1 protein-coding gene is annotated in these 19,379 nt (G+C 49.1%); it reads right to left on the reverse strand.

All coding sequences use genetic code 11. From position 1 onward, the window contains the following. Positions 1-24: 24 nt before the first annotated feature. Positions 25-19,275, reverse strand: coding sequence for a tandem-95 repeat protein (locus R7P36_RS12225; RefSeq protein WP_318122167.1), 19,251 nt, complete (start codon positions 19,273-19,275; stop codon positions 25-27). Positions 19,276-19,379: the final 104 nt, after the last annotated feature.

The raw sequence follows: 19,379 nt of genomic DNA on the forward strand, positions 1-19,379 counted from the left end.
GACACTGCCCTCGTCTAGGACTGGTTACATTGAGCTTTGATCGAAATCGTTGCCTTGGTCAGTACCCGTTTGAGTATCCGAGTCGAAGCTGCCAGAGTCATCCGTGAAGTCAACACCTTGATCTTGACCTCCCGCACTTGTCCAGTCGCTGCCGCCAGATTCCATACCCGCCATGTCTGGTTGCTGATCTTGAGCAGAACCTTGCATGGTGTATTGATCATCGACTTCAACTTCAACTGTGCCACTCGCACCTTCTACTGCGCTGCCCAATTCGTCGTAACCTTGGAATTGGATTTCGCTCGTACCTTCGTAACCTTCTGGTAAGTCAACCGATACTGGTTGGTTCAGGTTGCCACTTAATGTGAAGCTGCCATCGCCATTATCCAGTGCGTTGCTTACTGATGCACCATCAGGTAGACCGGACATTTCTGCATAATCCACCGATTCGTTACCACTGACCTCATCTGGAACCGAGATAGAAATGGTATCGCCTGGTGCCGCAGTCACATCAGCTGCGCTCTCCTCTTCACTGTCTGCACCGTTTGCTGCTTGCTCTTCAGGCTGTTGCGCTTCGCCAACTTGCTGCTCTGATGATGCTTGAGCAGTTTGGATTTGTGGCTCGTCGCTTTGCGCTGAATCGTCCGCAACTTGGATGCTCAGATTCTGAGTCGATACTTCACCGTTGTCGTTGACCTGAACATCCATAGCCAAATTGCCATCGAAGTCATCGTTCGGCCAGTACGTCCACTCTTCATCACCTGATTTCGCGAAGAAACCAGCATCGTTTGCATCGGCGACATCCAACACTTCTGCTGAAGGGCTAATGCCAAGTTCATCAATCAACTGCGCTTCCGTTAGTGTTAGTGAACCATCATCAGCCAGTGCGTAGCCTTCGCTGGTTGTGGTTTCACCTTCACCTTGGATGTCGACATTAAAGAAGCTCTCAATGCGGTTTTCACCGTCAGTTGCAATAAAGCCAACTTGAACATCTCCGGTGTAGCCTTCTGCTGGTGTGAATTGGTAGTTACCTTGGTTATCGGTCTCTATCACACCTTGACCTTCCATTAGGCTCACTGACTCAATGCTCAAGCTGTCGCCTTCTGCATCGCTCAAGGTCGATAGCATGTCATCATTGGTGAACGACAAGGTGCCATCCGCTGCCATTTCTGTGGTAGAAATACTGTCGATTTCTGGAGAAGCATTCTCTTGTGGCGCATCTTCTTTCACGACCACACCTGTTTGCTCATCATGAAGCACACCGTCTTTATCAATCACGTATGCGATATCCGCTTCACCAGTAAAGCCTGGTGCTGGATTGAATGTCCATGTGCCATCACCGTTATCGACAATCTCACCTTGGCTGCGATCAGCTAGGTGAACGAATTTCACTTCATCACCCGCGTCAGCGTCTACGTTTTCTGCCAATCCGATTAGGTCATCAGCGGTTAGGATAACTGGTTCACCCGCTAGGGTTTCGAAGTCACCTGAATCGATGCCATCTTCGAACTCTTCTGGCTCGTCACCGTAATCCACCGTGGTTGCGGTCACGGTTACGAAGAACTCGCCATTAAAGTCAGCCGGAGGCGTCATTTGCAGGTCTGAAATATCCCACTCGTTCAAGTCGATGTATTGACCCGGTTCCGTAATGGTAATGGTGTTCACACCATCCGTAACTTCGAAGCCAACAGGGAAACCAGTCATCACTAGGTTACTTAACGTTTCTGAGTCGTCGATTAGACCGACATTCAAGCCTAGGTGACCCGTTTCGTCCTCACCGAAGACTAACGGACCATCATGGTCGGTTGTGATGACTGCGCCATCCGCAACAGGGCGAACAAACACTGGTACATCAAGTACTGTTTCAAACTCACCGTCACTTACCACAACTTGCAAGTCAGAAACCCCTGCAAAATCGCCAGTCGGTGTGAATGTCCAAGTACCGTCACCGTTGTCTGTTACCTCACCACCATCTTCACCTTCTGCGGTGATAATGCGTGATACGACTAGGTTTTCAGTATCGATATCGCCAAACAAGTTCATCAGGTCGCCAGCGTCGAAGGTGAATGCGCCATCTTCGTCGGTTGCCATAAAGGCATTACCCACATTGAATGGAGCATCGTTGACTGGGATAACATCCACATTCAACGAGCCTTCAACCACTTCTTCACCATCCGTCGCGGTGTAGCCCAGTTCCACCAAACCATTGAAGTCTTGAGTGGTTACCAAGTGGTACATACCATCTGGTTGCTGGGTTAATGTCGCGTTTGCAGGCGCACGAACCGTGATGCTTTCTACGCTGATTTCGTCACCATCAAGATCCGTAACTTGATCAGCGATGTAAGCTGGGTCAATCACCATGACCACATCTTCTTCGCCTTGCATCTGGATGGTTGGCGCTTCTGGTGCATCATTAACCGCTTCGATGTTTAGATTGCCTTCAACCGGCGTCACTAAATCACCATCGCTGACGCCGAACGACATTGGCACATCGCCGTTGAAGTTCTCAGCCGGAGTGAATGACCAAGTACCATCACCGTTGTCTAGCAAGTCACCGTATTGCTCATCAATCACTAAGTCGACAGCAGACAGTTCGTCGTAGGTGTTGTCGATGTCTGTCGCGTTAGCAAGCAACATGTCCTGCGTGATAAGAATGGTGGTATCTTCGGTGCCAGCAATATTCACTGGCGTTGATTGCGGCGCATCGTTAATTGGGTTCACCGTTAGGTCGACGCCCACTTCCACGCTCGCACCATCGTTATCAATCAAGCCGAAGCTTAGGTCGATATCGCCATTGAAGTTCGCATCAGGCGTAATCGTAAAGCTACCATCTTGGTTCTCAACAACGGTTGCATTGGCTACCGCGGTTAAGTTCACTGCTTCTAGATTATCGCTGTCGACGTCACCTGCTTGAGCCAGTAACTGCTCTTGACTCAATGTGATTGAACCGTCTTCATCGACGCTGTAAGCCAAGTCGCCAGATACCGGAGCATCGTTGACAGGCAATACATCAATGTTCGCGTTGGTTGTCGCAGTTGCACCGTCTTCATCAGCGACGACTACGTCTAGGCTTACGCCACCGTTGAAGTTTTCATTTGGCGCGAAGCTGTAAGTGCCATCGTCATTCGCCGTTAGAATACCGTCGCTACCACTGTAAGAGACGCTTTCTAGGCTCACGTCACCTTCCACATCGCTTGATTGCGCTAGCAGTTGCTCTTTCGTGAAGATAATGACTTCGTCTTCATTAACAGAGTAACTTGTCGCACCTGCGATTGGTGGATCGTTCACCTCAAGTACCGTGATACCTGCGGTAGTTGAATCCGTCGCACCATCTTCATCGACCACGACAACATCTAGGCTCACTTCGCCATTGAAGTTCTCGTTTGGCGAGAAGGTGTACGTGCCATCACCGTTGATTTCCAGCACACCATCGTTACCGCTGTAGCTCACGCTATCAATCGATACATCGCCTTCAATATCCGATGAGTTCGCTAGTAGCTGTTCATCACTGATGGTGATCGAGTTATCTTCATGCACTGTGTAAGACGTGCTGCCTGCCACTGGTGGATCGTTCTCAGGCGTGACTGTCACATCGATATTCGCGGTCACGGTATCCGTGCCATCAGAAACATCGAAGGTAAAGTTCACATTACCATTGAAGTTCTCATTCGGTGCGAAGCTATACGTACCATCGCCATTGTCGGTTAGAACACCGTCTGCGCCAGTGTAAGTCACGCCTTCAACAGTTAGGTTGTCACCATCAATATCCGTTGCGCCATCAAGCAGATCTTGGTCAGTGAAGGTCAACACACCATCTTCACCAATAGTGAACGCTTGATCTTCTGGCTGCGGCAAGTCATTAACTGGGTTAACCGTTAGGTCCGCCGTTGCAACAATAGTGTCGCTGCCATCGTTGATATCGAACGTGATATCAATGTCGCCATTGAAGTTCGCGTCAGGCGTAATGGTAAAGCTACCATCGTCATTAGCCGTAACCGTCGCATCACCGTCAACCACTAGGTTAGAAGCGGTTAGTGCATCACCTTCTACATCCGATGCTTGAGCAAGAAGCTGCTCTTGGCTCAATGTGATTGAACCGTCTTCATCGACGCTGTAAGCCAAATCACCTGATACTGGAGCATCATTGATTGGTAAGACGTCAATGTTTGCATTGGTTGCTACCGTTGCGCTATCTTCATCAGTCACAACCACATCAAGGCTGACATCACCATTGAAGTTTTCGTTTGGTGCGAAGCTGAATGTGCCATCGCCGTTGTCAGTAAAGATACCGTCGGAGCCGCTGTAGCTGACACTAACAATCGCCACCTCACCTTCAATATCGGAAGAGTTTGCCAACAACTGTTCTGCGCTGATGGTGATAACTTCATCTTCATCAATGGTGTAACTGGTTGTGCCTGCGATTGGTGGATCATTCACCTCAAGAACGGTAATACCCGCTGTTGTTGTATCAACCGCGCCGTCCTCGTCAACCACGACAACATCTAGGCTAACATCGCCTGTAAAGTTTTCGTTTGGTGAGAAGGTGTAAGTACCATCGCCATTAATTTCTAGCACACCGTCGTTACCGCTGTAGCTCACGCTGCTGATCGCAACATCACCCTCGATATCAGACGAATTAGCCAGTAGTTGCTCGTCACTGATGGTGATCGAGTTGTCTTCATGTACTGTGTAAGACGTGCTGCCCGCAACCGGAGGATCGTTCTCTGGAGTGACTGTCACATCGATATTCGCGGTCACGGTATCCGTGCCATCAGAAACATCGAAGGTAAAGTTCACATCACCATTGAAGTTCTCGTTTGGAGCAAAGCTGTAGGTCCCATCACCGTTATCGGTTAGGACACCATCAGCGCCAGTGTAAGTGACACCTTCTACCGATAGGTCATCACCATCGATATCCGTTGCGCCATCAAGCAGATCTTGGTCAGTGAAGGTCAACACACCATCTTCACCAATAGTGAACGCTTGATCTTCTGGCTGCGGTAAGTCATTAACTGGGTTAACCGTTAGGTCAGCCGTTGCAACGATAGTATCGCTGCCATCGTTGATATCGAACGTGATATCAATATCGCCATTGAAGTTCGCATCAGGCGTAATCGTAAAGCTACCATCTTGGTTCTCAACAACGGTTGCATTGGCTACCGCGGTTAAGTTCACTGCTTCTAGATTATCGCTGTCGACGTCACCTGCTTGAGCCAGTAACTGCTCTTGACTCAATGTGATTGAACCGTCTTCATCGACGCTGTAAGCCAAGTCGCCAGATACCGGAGCATCGTTGACAGGCAATACATCAATGTTCGCGTTGGTTGTCGCAGTTGCACCGTCTTCATCAGCGACGACTACGTCTAGGCTTACGCCACCGTTGAAGTTTTCATTTGGCGCGAAGCTGTAAGTGCCATCGTCATTCGCCGTTAGAATGCCGTCGCTACCACTGTAAGAGACGCTTTCTAGGCTCACGTCGCCTTCCACATCGCTTGATTGCGCTAGCAGTTGCTCTTCCGTGAAGATAATGACTTCGTCTTCATTGACAGAGTAACTTGTCGCACCTGCGATTGGTGGATCGTTCACCTCAAGAACGGTAATACCCGCAGTGGTTGAGTCTGTGGCACCCTCGTCATCGACAACCACAACGTCTAGGCTGACCTCGCCATTGAAGTTTTCGTTTGGAGAGAAGGTGTACGTACCATCGCCATTGTCTTGGAAGACGCCATCGTTGCCACTGTAAGTCACACTACTGATGTCTACGTCGCCTTCAATATCCGACGAATTAGCCAGTAGTTGCTCGTCACTGATGGTGATCGAGTTGTCTTCATGTACTGTGTAAGACGTGCTGCCCGCAACCGGAGGATCGTTCTCTGGCGTCACACTCACATCAATGTTGGCAGAGGTCGTATCCGTACCGTCTGACACATCGAACGTAAAGTTCACATCGCCATTGAAGTTCTCATTCGGTGCGAAGCTGTACGTGCCATCGCCATTGTCGGTTAGGACACCGTCCGCGCCAGTGTAAGTCACGCCTTCAACTGTTAGGTTGTCACCTTCTACATCCGTCGCACCTGTTAATAGGTCAGCATCGGTGAAGGTAAGAAGACCGTCCTCACCCACGGTGAACGCTTGATCTTGTGGCTCTGGCGCATCATTGACTGGTGTAACGGTTAGGTCGAGACCTGCCGCAACCACTTCTTCGCCATCCGTGACATCGTAACTAAACTCAATGTCACCGTAGAAGTTCTCGCTCGGAGTAATGGTGAAGCTGCCATCCTCGTTCATTTCAACCGTTGCATTTTCATCATTGGTGCTCAGGTTGATTGCGCTTAGGTCGTCACCATCGATATCAACAGCGTGCTCCAGTAACTGCTCTTGAGTCAGCGTAATGCTGTTGTCTTCGGCAGTTACCGCAGTGATATCACCCGTCACTTCTGGTGCATCATTGGTTGGCGAGATATGAATTGTCACATCTTGCGTCGCTGTCGCCGTTGTACCTGTATCCACATCCGTAGAGGTTGCATTCACGGTTAGCGTCACATCGCCATTGAAGTCCGCAGAAGGAATAAACTCTAGCCCTTCTAGCTCGCCTGGTTGTAGTGACCAAGTGCCGTCCCCGTTATCAACACCTGCTGATAGTGCGCTGCCTTCTGGCACATCTTCAATCAAGATAGCGAGGTTTTCTGAGCCATCGGTATCGGTCAATGCTGCATCGATATCAAGCGGCACTGGTGTATCTTCGGTACCAATAATTTGGTAATCCGCATCCGCTACCGTGATTTCAATGTTGTTGATACCAAACGATTCATCCCAAACGTCTTGATTCAAGGTTGAACCGAAGCCGAGTTGCAGTTCGCCATCCTCGACAGGAACCGTCAGGTTGATTTGGTGAGCTTGGTCATTCCAACCACTGAAGCCTTCACGTTGAGAGGCTCCGTGGATCACTTCACCCACTTCGTTACCGTCAGAATCGTAAAGCGTTGTCGTACCATCTTGAGTACGGAACGCTGAGTTCTCTAACGTCGTTAGCTGTTCACCGCCGACAAAGATTTGGAACGACTCGCCATCCCAAGAATCGATTTCGTAGAAGCTAAACGAGATATTCACTTCATTGACATCGCTTGGGATCTCGTAGGTTTTGCTGACCGCTTCATCACCGCCAGTGCCACCAATACGACCCAGCATGTCGCCCGTTTCGAAGCCTTGTGAACTCTCTGTGTTCGCGTTCCAACCGTTCGAGCCAGACTCGAAGTTATCAGAGGCAATCACCAAGTCCGAAGCAATCGACAGCTCTGGCATATCAACCACAGATTGAACATCAATGTTCGCTTCAGCAGGAACCGTTGCAGTGCCATCGTTGACATCAAACGTCACGTTCACATTGCCATCGAAGTTTTCATTCGGTGCAAAGGTGTACGTGCCGTCACCGTTATCAACCAAAGTACCACTGTCAGAAGCAACATTTTCAACCGTTAGGTTATCACCATCGATATCACCTGCATTTTGCAGCAGTTGCTCTTCAGTGAAGGTGAAACTGGTGTCTTCTTGCGTGACGAACTGTGGCTGACCAACCGTTGGTAGGTCGTTTACTGGATTCACAGTCAGATCGGCAGTCGCTTGAATGGTCGCATCACCGTCCGTAATGTCGAAGCTCAGATCAATGTCGCCATTGAAGTCCGCATCCGGTGTGATAGTGAAGCTGCCGTCGTCGTTCGCAACAACGGTCGCATTACCGTCAACAGTCAGGTTGGATGCAGTTAGGTCATCACCATCCACGTCGCCTGCTTGTGCAAGAAGCTGCTCTTGGCTGAGAGTGATAGAACCATCTTCATCCACGCTGTATGCCAAATCACCTGATACCGGAGCATCGTTGACTGGAAGAACATCGATGTTGGCATTGGTTGCTACCGTTGCACCATCTTCATCGGTCACGACTACATCTAGGCTGACATCACCGTTGAAGTTTTCGTTTGGTGCGAAGCTGAATGTACCGTCGCCATTGTCAGTAAAGATACCGTCAGAGCCGCTGTAGCTGACGCTATCAATCGCCACCTCACCTTCAACGTCAGAAGCATTCGCCAGTAGCTGCTCAGAGCTGATGGTGATGACTTCGTCTTCGTTCACTGAGTAGCTGGTCGCGCCGGCGATTGGTGGATCGTTCACCTCAAGTACCGTGATACCTGCGGTGGTTGAATCCGTCGCACCGTCTTCGTCTACCACAACAACATCTAGGCTGACTTCACCATTGAAGTTCTCGTTTGGAGAGAAGGTGTAAGTACCATCACCATTGTCTTGGAACACGCCATCTGCGCCGCTGTAGCTCACGCTATCAACCGAAACATCGCCTTCAATATCTGACGAGTTCGCTAGTAACTGCTCATCGCTGATGGTGATTGAGTTGTCTTCGTGTACGGTGTAAGACGTGCTACCTGCCACCGGTGGATCGTTCTCTGGCGTAACACTTACATCGATATTTGCGGTCACGGTATCCGTGCCATCAGAAACATCGAAGGTAAAGTTCACATCGCCATTGAAGTTTTCGTTTGGTGCGAAGCTGTAAGTGCCATCACCATTGTCGGTTAGGACACCATCTGCGCCTGTGTAGCTCACGCCTTCAACCGATAGGTCATCGCCATCGATATCTGTTGCGCCATCAAGCAGATCTTCATCAGTGAACAACAAGACGCCATCTTCACCAATGGTGAACGCTTGATCTTCTGGTTGTGGTAGGTCGTTAACTGGATTAACCGTTAGATCTGCTGTTGCGACCAAGGTGTCAGAACCATCACTGATATCAAACGTGATATCAATGTCACCATTGAAGTTCGCATCAGGCGTGATGGTGAAGCTGCCATCGTCGTTAGCAGTTACTGTCGCATTACCATCCACAAGTAAGTTTTCAGCAACAAGGTCATCGCCGTCCACATCGCTCGCTTGAGACAACAATTGCTCTTGGCTCAATGTAATGGTGTTATCTTCATCTACGTTGTAAGCCAAGTTACCCGATACTGGTGCGTCGTTGATTGGCAATACATCCACAGTGATATAGGTGTCGACTTCTGCGCCATCTTCATCACGAATAGTCACGTCCAACGACACTTGACCATTGAAGTTCTCATTCGGTGCGAAGCTACAAGTGCCATCGCCATTTACTGAGAAGATGCCATCTGGACCGTCGTAGCTGATGCTTACAAGCTCAACATCCCCTTCGACATCCGAAGCATTCAGAAGCACTTGTGATTCACTGAACGTTAGAACTTGGTCTTCATCGATGGTGTACGCAGTTGGACCTGCGATTGGCGGATCGTTCACCTCAAGTACCGTGATACCTGCGGTAGTTGAATCCGTCGCACCGTCTTCATCGACCACGACAACATCTAGGCTCACTTCGCCATTGAAGTTCTCGTTTGGCGAGAAGGTGTACGTGCCATCACCGTTGATTTCCAGCACACCATCGTTACCGCTGTAGCTCACGCTATCAATCGATACATCACCTTCAATATCCGATGAGTTCACTAGTAGCTGTTCATCACTGATGGTGATCGAGTTATCTTCATGCACTGTGTAAGACGTGCTGCCCGCAACCGGTGGATCGTTCTCTGGCGTCACACTCACATCGATATTCGCGGTCACGGTGTCCGTGCCATCGGAAACATCGAAGGTAAAGTTTACGTCGCCATTGAAGTTTTCGTTTGGAGCGAAGCTGTATGTGCCATCGCCATTGTCAGTTAGGACACCGTCCACGCCAGTGTATGTGACACCTTCTACCGATAGGTCATCGCCATCGATATCGGTTGCACCATCAAGCAGGTCTTGATCAATGAAGGTCAACACGCCATCTTCACCAATGGTGAACGCTTGATCTTCCGGCTGCGGCAAGTCATTAACTGGTGACACCAATAACTCAAGGTTGGTTGAGACAACATCATCGCCGTCAGACACATCGAACGTAAAGGTGATGTCACCATTAAAGTCCGCATCTGGCGTTAAGGTGTAAGTACCGTCACCATTGTCTGTGATGGTGATGTTTTCATCATCCGTTGCCAAGTTCAGTGCTGTCAGTTGGTCTCCATCCAAGTCACGCGCATTAGCGAGCAAATCTTCTTGCGTGATTAGGATTGAACCATCTTCTTCAACCACAGCAGAAACAGGCAATGCTTCAGGCGTATGTTCAATGTGAGCACCCGTTGCATTGACGTAGATGGTTTGAGAAACGGTTTCAGAATCATTATTTGATAGCTCTGTCGCCGTTGCCGTTACATTGATTTCTAGCTGTTGGTTAAAGTCTTCTGGCAATTGAATCTGTAGCTCTTGTTCAATTGCTGTGGTTGGAAGCGTTACAGAACCATCTGGACCGACTGTTACTTCACCGCTGTAGATCTGGCTGTTCACTTCACCTACATCAATGGTGAAGTTGAAGTCACTATAATCGGCATCGCCGCCACCGTAGAGATCTTCAAAGCCGTAAACCAGTTCACCGTCTTCGTTCACAGTAGTTCGAGTATGTTCAATGCCATCTTGGTTGAGCTCTGAGCTTGTGCCGCCATGGAAGACTGCATCACCAAATTGGCTTTGAATCACGGTTTCAGAACCATCAGCACCCACAAACGCGAGTTGTGGGTCGACCGTATCCATGTTCGCAGGAGAGCCATCTGCCGCACGGAACTCATACTGACCATCTTGCATGGACGCAAAGTCATTTAAGTTATGACCGTTAGGAATCAAGAATAGGTTGAAGCTTTCCCCTTCCGAGATTTGGAAGCTGAACTGATCTTGTCCCGGAATGAGGTCACCGCCTCCACCAACTTGAGAGGCGTTTTCGTACACCACTTCAACGCCCGTGATATTGCCGTCTTCATCAACTTTGTAATAGCCAGCTGCGTTTTGGTAACCCGCGGTTTCACCTTCAAAGGTAACCGTGATTTCAGTATCGTTAAAACTGGTGATACCGTTGTCTTGATCGTTAAGTACCCCTTCGTTGTCGTAGCTGATCACCGAACCTTCTGGAACGCCATCAACGGTCACAGTCAGCGTTTCTGACAAGTCTTGGTCAACCAATGCTGCGGCGATGTTCACTTCAACAATACCGCCTGGCTCAACCAAGATCGCTTGGTCATCCACGTTTCGACCGTCGCCATCAGTGATGACTAGGTCTGGCGCATCTGCCACGGCTTCGATATGGACATTAATGTCTTGCTCAACTTCATCCGTACCGTCAGAAACCGTAAAGCTGAACTGCAAGTCACCACTGAAGTGCTCTTCTGGTACGAAGCTAAATGTACCGTCACCGTTGTCCGTTACAGTACCTTCATCACCCGAGTAGTTAATGCTGGTAACGGTGAGGTCATCACCATCAATATCAATCGCGCCACTTAGCAGATCTTCTTGCGTGAACAGGATGCTGCCATCCTCTTCAATTTGGTACATGCCAGGCGCAACAATTGGAATGTCATTGACTGGATTCACCGTCAATGTCATTTCATTAGCAACACTTAGTTCACCGTCACTCACTTCATAAGTGAATGCAATGTCACCATTGAAGTTTTCCGACGGTGTCACCGTGAAGGTGCCGTCGCCGTTATCCACGATAGAGGCATTCGGATCATTGGTCTCTAGTGCCGTTGCGTATAGGTCATCACCATCTTGATCGCTGGCATTTTCAAGCAGCATTTCTTGTGTCACGAGGATAGAGCCATCCTCGTCCACGTCTGCCACGATTGGCGCTGCTTCTGGTGCGTCGTTGACGAACTCAACTTTCAAGTCGATGTTTGCCGCCACCACATCGGTGCCATCACTCACATCAAACGTGAGGTCAACATTACCAAAGAAGCCCTGCTCTGGCGTTAACGTGTAGGTGCCATCGCCATTGTCTGTCACTTGAACCGTATCGCTTGAGCTCGTCACGTTCACAACAGATAAGTCATCGCCTTCGATGTCCGTCGCTTGAGCCAGCAGCTCTGCTTCAGTAATCGTGATGGCTTCACCGTCTTCTGTGGTGAAGGACAAATCAGGTACATCTGGCAGGTCGTTCACTGGGTTAACAGTGAGGTTTAGATCCGCGGCGACGGTTTCGATCGCGTCAGTTACGTCATAAGTAAATTCGATTTCACCAAAGAAGTTTTCACTCGGCGTAATCGTGAAGCTACCATCAGCGTTCTCAACGATGGTTGCATTAGGATCGTTGGTCGACAGGTTCACCGCTTCAAGGTTGTCACCATCCACGTCCGTCGCGTTCGCTAACAAGTCTTCTTGAGTGATGGTAATTGAGCCATCTTCATCAACGACCGCATCAACAGGACCGCTGACCTCTGGACCTTCGTTGACGATCTCAACATCGATCTTCGCAGTGCTTGGTGCACTTGCTTGACCGTCGCTGATATCGAAGGCCAGGTTCACTTCACCGTAGAAGTTCGAAGTTGGCTCGAAGGTAAAGGTGTTGTCGCCGTTGTCTGTCAACGTACCTTGTGACTGGTCAACAAGCAGTAGATTCTCGATATGAAGAATGTCGCCATCCACATCGGTCGCACCTGATAACAGGTCTTTTGCTTCGATGATGATGGTGCCGTTTTCTAGCATTTGAGTATGCAGCGGTGCACCAGGAACTGGCACATCGTTGACCGGAATAACGGTCAGATCTAGATGGGTATCGACTTCATCGGTGCCATCGAAGACTTTGTAATCGATATCGACTTCACCATTGAAGTTTTCATTCGGCATAAAGGTGTAAGTGCCGTCGCCATTGTCGACAAGCTCACCGTTATCACCGCTGTAAGAGATATCAGAGATAGACAGCGCATCGCCTTCCACATCACTTGCATTGGCAAGCAGATCGTCCGCGCTAAACGTAATGCCCACATCCTCATCAGTCGACAACACAATCGGACCAGAAACGATTGGCGCATCGTTTACTGCTTCGAAGTTGATGTTGATGATGTTGTCGTCAGTGAGTTCACCATCCGTAACTTGGTAACCCAGCTCAATCTCACCGTAGAAGTTCTCATCTGGTGTGACTGTCCATGTACCATCGCCGTTGTCAGTTAACGTAGCGTGCTCCGCGTTATCCCCCACCAGCTCTAGGTTTTGAATATCAAGAACATCGCTATCGATATCACTCGCTTGTGCGAGAAGCTGCTCTTCTGTGATAACCACAGAGGCAAACTGCGTAGAACCTTCGGTATCGATGGTCACATTTGGCAAGTCAGCGGTCAGTTCGATTTCACTGTCACCTTCTCGGATATTCAGTTCTACCGTCTCCGTGATTTCCGTGCCGTCCACGCCAATAGATGTGAACACTGCTTCATCATGACAAGTTTGCGATACCGTCATGTTTTGAACCACGTAAGTACCGTTACCTTGAATTGTTCCTAGCTCAAAGTAAGACACTGGCTCGTTCACCGTTAGGGTGTAATCCGTCTCATAGCTACCACGATCTTCTTTGTGGTAAGTCATCGAGTCGATCAAGTCACCATCGGAGTTGAATGCACGAATTTCGACTTCGGTAAAGTGGCGAGACTCTTCCATAAACCAGCCACCTAGACCGTCTAGGTGGAAGCTGATTTCGTTGATGTCTTGACCTTCAACGCTCACAGTCAGTTTTTCATCACCACTCAAGCCTTGACGGTCAGTATCACCAATACCGTGACCGATGTGTGTTTTACCATTCCACGCACCGAGTGGGTCATCATTACTTTGAACGGTAACTTTCAAATCACCATCAACAAACTCACGTGTGTAAGGGTCAACAGCAGTACCCCAATCATCGAGGCTAGCGTTGTCATCAAAGGTACCAATTTGACTCGTGTGCGTACCGTTTGCCAATGCGTCATCATTTGGAATGAAGCGCACTTCCGTATCTGCAGGCACCTCCTGCCCGACTTCTAGCTGTACCCATTCGTCATTTAGATTTGCTTCAATGATGCCGTTTTCAGGGGCTTGGTCGAGACGTAACGCAGGCTCTTCACGCAGAGAAACACCCACGGTTTGATCTTCTTCTGCTTGAATAAAGATCTCGTCGCCCGCTTCTGGCGCATCGTTGACAGGATTAACGGTCAGATCCAACGTGGTCAGAACATCATTTTCGCCATCGCTGATGTTGTAAGTGAAGTCCAACTCACCGTTAAAGTTTTCCGTATGCGTAATCGTGAATGAACCATCGTCGTTGGCTACGATCGTCGCATCTGGGTCATTGGTTTGTAGATTGCTGGCAACAAGGTCATCACCTTCAATGTCTGTCGCATTCGCAAGCAACTGTTCTTGTGTAATGGTGATGGCGTTATCTTCATCCACTTCAGCTTGAATGCCTGACGTTTCTGGTGCGTCGTTCACCGCGATAACATCGATGCCTGCGGTTGTTGTATCCGTTGCACCATCTTGGTCGATAACTGTAACGTCGAGCGAAATGTTACCGTCAAAGTTCTCATTTGGCGTGAAGGTATATGTGCCGTCGCCATTGTCCACGAAGCTACCGTCGTTACCAGAGTAGCTAACATTCGCCAAGGCTACCTCGCCTTCCACATCAGAAGAGTTAGCTAACAACTGCTCGTCACTAATGGTGATTTGACCGTCTTCTTGAACCGTGTAAGACGTAGAACCTGCCACCGGTGGATCGTTCACTGGTGTCACGCTGACATCAATGAATGCCGGTGTTGAACCTGTGCCGTCAGACACATCGAATGTGAACTGAACATCACCGTTGAAGTTCTCATTCGGCGCGAAGCTGTAAGTACCATCACCATTATCGGTAAGCACGCCGTCCGCACCTGTGTAGAGAACGTTTTCGATAGACAGATCATCGCCATCAATATCCGATGCGCCTTCCAATAGGTCTGCATCCGTGAACAACAAGGTGCCATCTTCTTCTACCGTGAACTGTTGATCTTGCGCTTGTGGCAAGTCATTCACAGGATTAACCGTAATATCCAGACCAACTTGTACCGAGCCACCATCGTTATCAATGATATCGAAGGTCAGATCTAGGTCGCCGTTGTAGTTTTCATCCGGTGTGATGGTGTAGCTGCCATCATCGTTGTATTGAATTGTCGCGTTGTCATCTGTCGATAGATTGATGGCTTCAAGGTTCTCGCTATCAATATCGCCCGCTTTGGCAAGCAACTGCTCTTGGCTTAGCGTAATTGAGCTGTCTTCGTTGATGGTGTAAGCCAAATCACCCGATACTGGTGGATCGTTGATTGGCAATACGTCGACATTGATGTGCGTATCAACGGTCGCCCCATTTTCATCTTGAATGGTCACATCCAACTGAACTTGACCATTGAAGTTCTCGTTTGGTGCAAAGCTGCAAGTACCATCGCCATTGACGGTAAAGATACCATCCGAGCCTTCATAGCTGATGCCAACAAGCTCTACATCGCCCTCGATATCAGATGCGTTGGCAAGAATTTGTGACTCACTAAATGTCAGTACTGAATCTTCATCAATCGTGTAAGACGTTGGACCGGCAACTGGAGGGTCATTCACTTCAATGACCGTAATGCCTGCGGTCGTTTCGTCAATCGCACCTTGCTCATCCGCCACAATCACATCAAGGCTGATATCACCGCTGAAGTTCTCATTCGGCATGAAGGTGTAAGTGCCGTCACCGTTGTCTTGGAATACGCCATCGGTGCCTGAATAGGTCACGCTATCGATGGACACTGCGCCTTCCACATCCGAAGAGTTAGCCAGAAGCTGCTCGTCAGAAATGGTAATCGCGTTGTCTTCATCAACCATGTAAGACGTTGCACCCGCAACCGGAGGATCATTGACTGGAGTGACGCTCACGTCCACATTTGCTGGTACGGTCTCAGTGCCGTCAGAAACACCAAAGCTAAAGCTGACATCACCGTTGAAGTTTTCGTTTGGTGCAAAGGTGTAAGTACCATCACCGTGGTCAGTCAGCACACCATCGCTGCCTGTGTAGCTAATGCCATCAACCGTTAAGTTATCGCCATCGATGTCGGTCGCGCCAGCAAGCAAGTCTGCGTCAGTAAACTGAAGCGTGCCGTCTTCTTCAACACTAAACTGCTGGTCTTGAGGAACAGGAAGATCGTTAACCGGATTAACCGTTAGATCCGCCGTTGCTTGGATAGTGTCTGTGCCGTCCGTAATGTTGAATTGGATATCAATGTCACCATTAAAGTCCGCATCTGGCGTAATCTTGAAGCTGCCATCATCGTTCGCTGTAACGGTTGCGTTTCCATCGACAGTCAAATCGCTAGCAGTCAGGTCATCGCCCTCAATATCAGACGCTTGAGAAAGAAGCTGCTCTTGGCTGAGTGTAATCGCACCGTCTTCATCAACGCTGTAAGCCAAATCACCCGATACTGGCGCATCATTGATTGGCAATACATTCACATTGATGACGGTATCAACTTCTGCCCCATCCTCATCTCGAATGGTCACATCAAGTTGAACTTGTCCGTTAAAGTTCTCGTTTGGCGCGAAGCTGCACGTACCATCATCGTTAACGGTGAAAATGCCATCCGGACCATCGTATCTAATACCAACAAGCTCTACGTCGCCTTCCACATCAGAGGCATTCAGCAGCACTTGCGACTCACTAAAGGTCAGAACAGAATCTTCATCAATGGTGTAAGAAGTTGGTCCTGCGACTGGTGGATCATTCACTTCCAGCACCGTAATGCCAGCAGTGGTGACATCCGTTGAGCCTTCTTCATCAGCGACGACAACATCAAGCGTCACTTCACCATTAAAGTTTTCATTTGGAGAGAAGGTGTACGTACCGTCTCCATTGATTTGCAACACACCATCGCTGCCAGAGTAGCTCACGCTATCAATCGAGACATCCCCTTCTAAATCCGAAGAGTTTGCCAACAGTTGCGCGTCAGAAATGGTAATAGAGTTATCTTCGTGAACCGTGTAAGACGTTGAACCAGCCACCGGAGGATCATTCACCGGCGTAACGCTCACATCTACATTCGCTGAAACTGTATCTGTGCCATCAGACACGTCGAAGCTGAAGTTTAAATCACCGTTGAAGTTCTCATTTGGCGCAAAGCTATACGTGCCATCGCCATTGTCAGTTAGAACGCCGTCGGTGCCTTCATAGCTGATTCCCGTTACAGAAAGGTCATCGCCTTCAATGTCGGTAGCACCTGCAAGCAGATCCGCATCAGTAAATTGCAGTGTGCCGTCCTCTTCCACACTGAATTGTTGATCTTGAGGAACAGGCAGATCGTTGATTGGATTAACGGTTAGGTCAGCGGTTGCTTGAACGGTATTCGTGCCATCTGAGATATCAAAGCTAATGTCGATATCACCGTTGAAATCTGCGTCCGGCGTGATGGTGAAGCTACCATCGTCATTTTGAGTCACCGTCGCGTTGCCATCTACCGAAAGGTTAGAAGCCGTCAGTGCATCGCCTTCCACATCGGAAGCTTGCGACAACAACTGCTCTTGGCTCAAACGAATCGAGCCATCTTCGTCCACCGAGTAAGCAAGATTGCCAGACACTGGCGCATCATCGACTGGTGTGACGCTTACATCAATGTTGGCAGAAACCGTATCTGTGCCATCGGATACATCAAAGCTGAAGTTCACATCACCATTGAAATTTTCATTTGGCGCAAAAGTGTAAGTCCCATTGCCGTTGTCGGTCAGGATGCCATCGCTACCGTCGTAGCTCACACCTTCAACTGTTAGGTTATCGCCTTCAATATCCGTTGCGCCAGTAAGCAGGTCTGCGTCCGTAAAGATCAGCGTGCCATCTTCTTCCACGCTGAACTGCTGGTCTTGAGGAACCGGCAAATCGTTTATTGGGTTAACGGTTAGATCAGCGGTTGCTTGAACGGTGTTCGTGCCATCGGAAATATCGAAGCTGATGTCGATATCACCGTTGAAATCTGCGTCCGGCGTGATGGTGAAGCTACCATCGTCATTTTGAGTCACCGTCGCATTGCCATCTACCGAAAGGTTAGACGCCGTCAGTGCATCGCCTTCCACATCGGAAGCTTGCGACAACAACTGCTCTTGGCTCAAACGAATCGAGCCATCTTCATCCACCGAGTAAGCAAGATTGCCAGATACTGGTGCGTCATCGACTGGTGTGACGCTTACATCAATGTTGGCAGAAACCGTATCTGTACCGTCGGACACATCAAAGCTGAAGTTCACATCGCCATTGAAGTTTTCATTTGGCGCGAAAGTGTAAGTCCCATTACCGTTATCGGTCAGGATGCCGTCGCCACCATCGTAACTTACACCTTCAACTGTGAGGTTATCGCCTTCAATATCCGTTGCGCCAGCAAGCAGGTCAGCATCGGTGAAGATCAGCGTACCATCCTCTTCAATCTCAAAGGTTTTATCTTCAGGCACTGGTGCGTCATTGATTGGACGAACAGTTAAATCAATCGAACTAGAAATGGTTTCTTGACCATCACTGATATCAAACGTTAAGTCGAGTTCACCATTAAAATCAGCTTCAGGTGTGACGGTATAAGTGCCATCACCATTATCCACAACTGATGCATTAGCACCCACTTGCACGTTAAATGCGGCAAGATCATCGCCATCAACATCACTCGCGTACCCGAGAAGTTGTTCTTGAGTGAAGGTAATAGTGCCATCTTCATCCATGATGTATGCCAGATCTTGCCCTACTTCTGGCGCGTCATTTTCACCTTCGACTTTAATTTGGAACGTCTCGCTCGTAGTTTCGGAGTCGAAATCGTCTTCTACTTGCGTCGTGGTTTCTTCGCTGGTGTCTTGTACATCCACCGCGAAGCTCTCTTCAGTGGTTTCTGAATCTAGCTCGTCACCACCTTGAGAACCTTCAGAGTCTGAAGAAGCACTTGGCGCAGATGAAGTTTGTACCGCTTGTCCTTGCGCTTCATTGCCTTCTGCGTCCGAACCACCTTCAGAGCCAGAGGCATCACCACCACCGACCGCTTGGGCACCCGCCCCAGAATCCGAACCACCGCTGCCCAGAGCCTGGTCACCTGTTTCTCCGCTAGAAGCTACACTATCAACAACATTGGATTGTGCAGCGTCAGAGTCGCTGCTACTTTCAGTATCCTCTTCTTGAACTGCGCCACCCGAGCTCACTGCTTCTTCTTCCGTACCCGCGCCACTAGGATTTTCTTCCATCGCACGATTGGCTTCATCAACAGCATCTGCACTTTCAGCACCGGTCGCTACAGTCGAAGAGACGGTCGACTGCTGTTTTTCTTCTTTTGTCCCCGTATCCTTCGTTTCTGTTTGCTCTACCGCATCGTTAAGCTTTTCATTGTCTTTTTCTTGATTAGTGTCGCCTGCCATTACAGCCTCCGTTGCTTTTAGCTAACTGATCGTATTTAGAGGCAGTAAAGGACACCATTTTTAGAAACCAACTTTTTTATACAACTTTTTTCATACCTTTCGAG

Source organism: Vibrio sp. 397, from assembly GCF_033339395.1.
Lineage (GTDB): Bacteria > Pseudomonadota > Gammaproteobacteria > Enterobacterales > Vibrionaceae > Vibrio > Vibrio alginolyticus.

Coding starts and splice junctions, on each gene's coding strand:
- R7P36_RS12225 (WP_318122167.1), bottom strand. CDS start 19,275: ATGGCAGGCGACACTAATCAAGAAAAAGACAATGAAAAGCTTAACGAT.